Source organism: Streptomyces phyllanthi (genome assembly GCF_009377205.1).
Taxonomy (GTDB): Bacteria; Actinomycetota; Actinomycetes; order Streptomycetales; family Streptomycetaceae; genus Streptomyces; species Streptomyces phyllanthi.
In genome coordinates, this window is the sequence record NZ_VJZE01000518.1 from 1 (window position 1) to 6,037 (window position 6,037).

A 6,037-nucleotide genomic window follows, 5' to 3' on the forward strand; every position below is an offset into this window, starting at 1 on the left:
GACCCAGCCGGCCCCCACCACCCTGCCCACGGCATCCTCGCAGGCCATGCCCAAGGTCCTCATCGTCGACGACCAGCCCGACAACCTGCTCGCCATGACCGCCGTGCTCTGCACCCTGGACCAGGAACTCGTCGCCGTCCCCTCGGGCCAGGAGGCGCTCAAGGCCCTGCTCGACCACGACGACTTCGCCGTGATCATCATGGACGTGCAGATGCCCGACATGGACGGCTACGAGACCGCCGCGCACATCAAGCGCCGCCCCCGCAACCGGGACGTCCCCATCATCTTCCTCACCGCGATGGGCACCGACCCCGAGCACTCCGCCCGCGGATACGCCGCCGGTGCCGTCGACTACATCGGCAAGCCCTTCGACCCCTGGGTGCTCCGCGCCAAGGTGGCGGTGTTCACCGGTATCTACCTCGAACGACGCCTCTCCGGTGACCGGTAGGGCATGGTTCGTTCCTCCTGGGGCACCGGTGCCCACCGGGCCCCGATGAACCTTTGGGGCCCCGTTGCCGTCAGAGTGAACAGGTAGGCTTCCCCGGCGTGCGCCTCATGGCGGAGCGCACGCCGGTACGGGGAGTCCGGTGACATGGGAGGAGCGGCGTTGCACGTCCAGGAATGGCTCGAGACCGTGCCTGCGGTCAGCATCTACGCGCTGGTGGGCGTGGTCATCGGTCTGGAGAGCCTGGGCATCCCGCTGCCCGGCGAGATCATCCTGGTCTCCTCGGCGCTGCTCGCCTCGCAGCACGGCGAGATCGACCCCTTCGTCCTCGGCGCGTGTGCCAGCGCGGGCGCGATCATCGGCGACTCCATCGGGTACGCCATCGGCCGCAGGGGCGGGCGCCCCCTGCTGACCTGGCTCGGCGGCAAGTTCCCCAAGCACTTCAGCGAAGGGCATATCGCCACCGCCGAGCGGTCCTTCGAGAAGTGGGGCATGTGGGCCGTCTTCTTCGGCCGCTTCGTGGCCCTGCTGCGTATCTTCGCCGGCCCGCTCGCGGGTGTGCTGCGGATGCCCTACTGGAAGTTCGCGATCGCCAACGTCTTCGGCGGCATCCTGTGGGCGGGCGGCACCACCGCGGTCATCTACTACGTGGGCGTGGTCGCCGAGGCATGGCTCAAGCGGTTCTCGTGGCTCGGGCTGGTCGCGGCGGTGCTGTTCGGCCTGGGTTCGTTCCTGATCCTCAAGCGCAAGGCGAAGAAGGCACAGTCCCGGCCCTCGACGGCTGCCGAGCCCGAGCCGGTGCCCGCCACCGACTGAGGGGCGCCCAGCACGGGCCGAGGGCGACGTCCGGGCCGGGCCCGAGGGCGACGTCCGGGCCGGGCCCGAGGGGAAGCGGGCTGCCGCTACCCCTTGTGCGCCTCCCGGTGCGTCCCGGCCAGTTCCACGTACACCGCCGCGTTCAGCGCGATGCCCTCGCGTTCCTCGTCCGTCAGTTCCCGCCTGACCCTGGCGGGTACGCCCGCGACGAGTGAACCCGGGGGCACGCGCATGCCCTGCGGCACCAGAGCCTGTGCGGCGACCAGGGAACCGGCGCCGATCACCGCCCCGTTGAGCACCGTCGCGCCCATGCCGATCAGACAGTCGTCCTCGATCGTGGCGCCGTGCACCACGGCGTTGTGCCCGATCGAGACCCGCTCGCCGACGGAGATCGGGAAGCCGGGGTCGACGTGGAGCGTGCAGTTGTCCTGCACGTTGCTCCCGGCTCCCAGGACGATCGGTTCGAACTCGGCGTGCAGCACCGCGCCGTACCAGACGCTCGACCCCGGGTGCAGCGTCACATCGCCGAGCACCACGGACGTCGGCGCCACGAACGCCTCCTGATCCACCTTCGGATCCCTGCCGCCCACACCCGCTATCAGGGCCTCGTGCGTCATCGCTCACTCCTCGTCGGCCGGTCGCTACGGGCACCGTAAGCCATCGGCGCGTCATGGCGTGGGGCGAAGATCACAGCCGTACGGCGTCCTGGGCGCCGCTCCCGCTGAGTACGGTGAGCGGGTGCCCGAGCGCAAGAACACGTTCTCATCATGGCGTCGCCGCCTCGCACAGCGAGCCGTCCACGCGGGCTGGGCCTGGGCGCAGCGCACGGGTTCCGTGACCGCCGAGCACCCCGGTCGGTTCCGCTTCGGCGCGATGGGAACCGGTACCAGACTCGCCTTCCCGCTCGGCACGGTGTTCGGCGAGCCCTGGATCCACATCGGCTCGCACTGCATCGTCGCCGAGCAGGTCACGCTGACCGCCGGGCTGATGCCCGATCTCGATCTGGGCCCCGATCCGATCCTGCGCATCGGCGACGGCGTCGTGCTCGGCCGCGGCAGCCATGTCATCGCCGACACCACGGTCACGATCGGCAGCGACTGCTACTTCGGACCGTATGTGTACGTGACGTCCACGAACCACTCGTACGACGACCCGCACGAGCCCATCGGCAAGCAGTGGCCGCGGATGGATCCGGTGTCGATCGGGCCCGGCTGCTGGATCGGGACGGGGGCGGTGATCCTGCCGGGGGCGCGGATCGGGCGGAACGTGGTGGTGGCCGCCGGGGCCGTCGTACGAGGCGCCGTGCCCGACCACTCGGTGGTGGCCGGGGCGCCCGCCAGGGTCGTACGGAGCTGGGACCCGGTGACCGGCTGGCAGCCGCCGCTGCGGACGCCGGCGCCGGTGCCGATCCCGGACGGGGTGACACCGGAGCAGTTACTGGCGCTCGCGGAACTGGGCGAGGGGGCCGTGAACGCGCCGGCGGAGCTGGGCGCGCAGGACGGGGCGGAGCTCGCGGAACAGGCTCCCAAGGCAGAGTCGTAGGCGGTGTCCGACTGGGCCCGGGAGTCGTAGGCGGTGTCCGGCGCGGCCCGAAAGTCGTAAGCCGTGTCCGGCTCGGCCCGGGAGTCGTAAGCGTGTCCGGCTCAGCCTGTGGCGAGCAGGACCGTCCCGACCAGGGCGAGTCCCGCGCCGGCCGCCTGGACGCCGCGCAGCCGTTCGCCGAGCAGGGCGCGCGCGGCCAGGGCCGTCACCACCGGATAGAGCGAGGCCAGGACGGCGGCGACGGTGACCGGGCCCTGCTGGGCGGCCACGGAGTACGTGCCGTTGGCCGCGACGTCCGCCAGTCCGACGAAGGAGAGCGCCGGCAGCGAGCGCCACGGAAAGCCCTCCACCGGAAGGGCCGGATTGCCGCGCCGCACCGAGACGTACAGCGCGGCGCCACCGGCGACGACGTTCGTGACGCGCTGGACGAACAGGGCGAGGAAGAGGCCGGTGAGGGTCGTCGAGGCCTCGGCGATCAGGGCCATCACCGCGCCGAAGCCGAGCGCCGCGACGAGCGTCAGCAGAACGGCCTGCCGCTGTACGGGAGCGCCCCTGAACTGCGGACCACCCGCGAGCACGACACCGGCGACGGCCACCACGATCCCCGCGACCTGCGCCAGTCCCGGACGCTCACCCAGCACCAGCCCCACGCCGACCGGGACCACCACGCCCAGCGAACCCAGCGGCGAGACGACGCCCATGGGGCCCAGCGCGAGCGCCTTGTAGAAGGTGAGCATCGCGACCGGGCCGACGAGACCCGCGCCCACGGCGAACCACAGCTGCGGGCCCGCCTCGCTCCAGCCGCCGGTCGCGATCACGATCGCCCCGAGTACGACGACCGCGAGCGCCTGCGAGACGACCACCACCGTGAGCGCCGGTGTCCGCCGGGTCAGCAGCCCGCCGCCGAAGTCGGCCAGACCCCACAGGAGACTGGTGGCCAGGGCGAACAGGGCCGGCAGGACCGTCACGGGGGATACCTCGCAGTACAGTTCGGTGAACGGAGGGTGCACCTCACCGTAGTTCATTGCATTGCACTATGTCATTTAGAATATTGGACGGAATGTGTCGGACCTCGACCTGCTGACCCAGTCCCTGGCGCGCAACGTCAAACGTTGGCGCACCGAGCGCGGCTTCACACTGGACGCGCTCGCCGCCCGCGCGGGAGTCAGCCGCGGCATGCTCATCCAGATCGAGCAGGCCCGCACCAACCCCAGCCTCGGCACCGTCGTCAAGATCGGCGACGCCCTCGGGGTCAGCATCACCACGCTGCTCGACTATGAGCAGGGACCCAAGGTCCGGGTCGTCCCGGCCGAGCAGGTGGTACGGCTGTGGCACACCGACGCGGGCAGTTACAGCCGGCTGCTCGCGGGCACGGAGGCACCCGGCCCGCTGGAGATGTGGGACTGGCGGCTGATGCCGGGTGAGAGCAGCCGGTCGGACCCGCACCCCGCCGGCACGGTCGAGATCGCCCATGTCACGGCGGGCGAACTGACGCTCACCGTCGAGGGCACGGAGTACCGCGTCCCGGCTGGCGACAGCGTCACCTTCGAGGCCGGATCCGCGCACGAGTACGGCAATCAGGGCGACGTCCCGACCGAGATGGTGCTCACGGTGTCCGTACCGCCCGTGCACTGAGGCACCGACTCACCTGCCCGTACAGCCTGTTAGCGTGCGGTCATGCGCGCACCCATCGGACGCTTCGACCACGCAACCCCCGCACCCGATTGCCTGGACGACCTCACCGCCCCGGTCGCCGAGGCGGTGCGGAACTGGAGCGGCAACATCCCCGCCGAGCAGATCGTGTACGTCGACACGGACCCGGAGTGGGCCGACACCGCGGTGTTCGTCCAGCACTACGGGCAGGAACTGCTCGAACAGTCCGCGAATTGCGTGGTCGTCGCCGGCAAGCGGGCCGGTGAGACGACGCTGGCCGCGTGTGTCGTGCCGTCCGCGACCCGCGTCGACGTGAACGGCGTGGTCCGGCGTCAACTGGGCGCCCGCAAGGCCTCGTTCGCCTCGACGGACGTGGCGACGGGGGAGACCGGCATGGAGTACGGAGGTATCACGCCGATCGGACTGCCGGGGGAGTGGCCCGTGCTCGTGGACCCGGCCGTGGTCGACCTCCCGTACGTCCTCGTGGGCAGCGGACGGCGGCGCGGCAAGCTGCTGGTGCCGGGGAAGGCCTTCGCCGAGCTGCCGAACGCCGTGGTGCTGGACGGGCTCGGGGTCGCCTGACGGGGAACGGGACGGGGCGGAGCGCCTACGGGCAGGCCCTACGCCGCCGTGTGGTGGGCCAGGGTGAGATGCGGGTCCGCCTCGCCCGGCACCAGGGCCGGGTCCGCGTGGACCAGGGCCGCGGTGAGCCTCGGAACGGCGTGCAGCAGGGCGTGCTCGGCCTCCACGGCGACGCGGTGCGCCTCGCGTACGGTCACGTCCCCGTCGACGACCACCGCGACCTCGGCCCGCAGCCGGTGGCCGATCCAGCGCAGCCGCAGTTCGCCCACCTCGCGCACGCCCGGTACGTCCCGCAGCGCGTGCTCGGCACGGTCCACCAGGGCCGGGTCGACGGCGTCCAGTACCCGCCCGAACACCTCGCGCGCGGCATCGCGCAGCACCAGCAGGATGGCGGCCGTGATCGCCAACCCGACCAGCGGGTCGGCGAGTTGCCATCCCAGCGCTGCGCCGCCCGCACTCACCAGGACCGCGAGTGACGTATAGCCGTCCGTCCGTGCGTGCAGTCCGTCCGCGACCAGCGCGGCGGAGCCGATCGCGCGGCCGACCCGGATGCGGTAGCGGGCCACCCACTCGTTGCCCAGGAAGCCGATGACGGCGGCCGCGGCGACGACGGGGACGTGGTCCATCGGGCGCGGGTCGATCAGCCGGTCGACCGCCGTCCAGCCCGCGAAGGCCGCGGAGGCGGCGATGGTCAGCACGATCGCGATGCCCGCCAGGTCCTCGGCCCGCCCGTAGCCGTACGTGAACCGGCGCGTCGCCGCGCGTCGGCCCAGCACGAAGGCGATGCCCAGCGGAACGGCGGTCAGGGCGTCGGCCGCGTTGTGCACGGTGTCGCCGAGCAGCGCGACCGAACCCGACAGGACGACCACGACCGCCTGAGCCGCGGCCGTCACTCCGAGCACGGCCAGCGAGACCCACAGTGCCGTCATGCCGCGTGCGGAGGACTCCAGTGCGGAGTCGAGCTTGTCGGCGGTCTCGTGGGAGTGGGGGGTGAGGAGG

At 71.8% G+C, this 6,037-nt stretch carries 8 protein-coding genes; 5 read left to right on the forward strand and 3 right to left on the reverse strand.

Features of this window, described 5'->3' with window-relative positions:
- Positions 1 to 448: response regulator (locus FNH04_RS39715; RefSeq protein ID WP_152790944.1), on the forward strand; the 448-nt coding region annotated here is incomplete at its 5' end.
- A gap of 159 nt (positions 449 to 607) precedes the next feature.
- Positions 608 to 1,261 carry a DedA family protein gene (locus FNH04_RS39720; RefSeq protein WP_152790946.1) on the forward strand — a complete coding sequence of 218 codons (654 nt, stop codon included), beginning with the start codon at positions 608 to 610 and terminating at the stop codon, positions 1,259 to 1,261.
- Between the two features lie 86 nt (positions 1,262 to 1,347).
- Here the strand turns inward: FNH04_RS39720 and FNH04_RS39725 are convergent, their stop codons facing one another.
- Positions 1,348 to 1,878 (reverse strand): gamma carbonic anhydrase family protein, encoded by a 531-nt coding sequence (locus FNH04_RS39725; protein WP_152790948.1) that lies wholly within the window; start codon positions 1,876 to 1,878, stop codon positions 1,348 to 1,350.
- 121 nt (positions 1,879 to 1,999) lie between these two features.
- On the opposite strand from FNH04_RS39725, the gene FNH04_RS39730 reads away from it, so the two are divergent.
- The gene (locus FNH04_RS39730; protein ID WP_322725209.1) at positions 2,000 to 2,803 is read left to right on the forward strand and encodes an acyltransferase; all 804 of its coding nucleotides are present in this window, start codon (positions 2,000 to 2,002) and stop codon (positions 2,801 to 2,803) included.
- A 101-nt stretch (positions 2,804 to 2,904) separates the two neighbouring features.
- Here the strand turns inward: FNH04_RS39730 and FNH04_RS39735 are convergent, their stop codons facing one another.
- Positions 2,905 to 3,762 (reverse strand): DMT family transporter, encoded by an 858-nt coding sequence (locus tag FNH04_RS39735; RefSeq protein WP_152790956.1) that lies wholly within the window; start codon positions 3,760 to 3,762, stop codon positions 2,905 to 2,907.
- A 103-nt stretch (positions 3,763 to 3,865) separates the two neighbouring features.
- Here FNH04_RS39735 and FNH04_RS39740 point away from each other — a divergent pair, with 103 nt between their 5' ends.
- Positions 3,866 to 4,438, forward strand: coding sequence for a helix-turn-helix domain-containing protein (locus tag FNH04_RS39740; protein WP_322725211.1), 573 nt, complete (start codon positions 3,866 to 3,868; stop codon positions 4,436 to 4,438).
- Positions 4,439 to 4,480: 42 nt separating this feature from the next.
- Positions 4,481 to 5,038: a YbaK/EbsC family protein gene (locus FNH04_RS39745; RefSeq protein WP_152790950.1), complete on the forward strand. Its 558-nt coding sequence runs from the start codon at positions 4,481 to 4,483 to the stop codon at positions 5,036 to 5,038.
- 38 nt (positions 5,039 to 5,076) lie between these two features.
- On the opposite strand, the gene FNH04_RS39750 is transcribed toward FNH04_RS39745, so the two are convergent.
- Positions 5,077 to 6,037, reverse strand: a 961-nt coding sequence (locus FNH04_RS39750; RefSeq protein WP_152790952.1) for a cation diffusion facilitator family transporter, incomplete at its 5' end; no start/stop codon positions are given.

Bases quoted from the DNA above. Each gene is read 5' to 3' on its own strand.
- FNH04_RS39725 (WP_152790948.1), bottom strand. From the start codon at position 1,878: ATGACGCACGAGGCCCTGATAGCGGGTGTGGGCGGCAGGGATCCGAAG.
- FNH04_RS39745 (WP_152790950.1), top strand. From the start codon at position 4,481: ATGCGCGCACCCATCGGACGCTTCGACCACGCAACCCCCGCACCCGAT.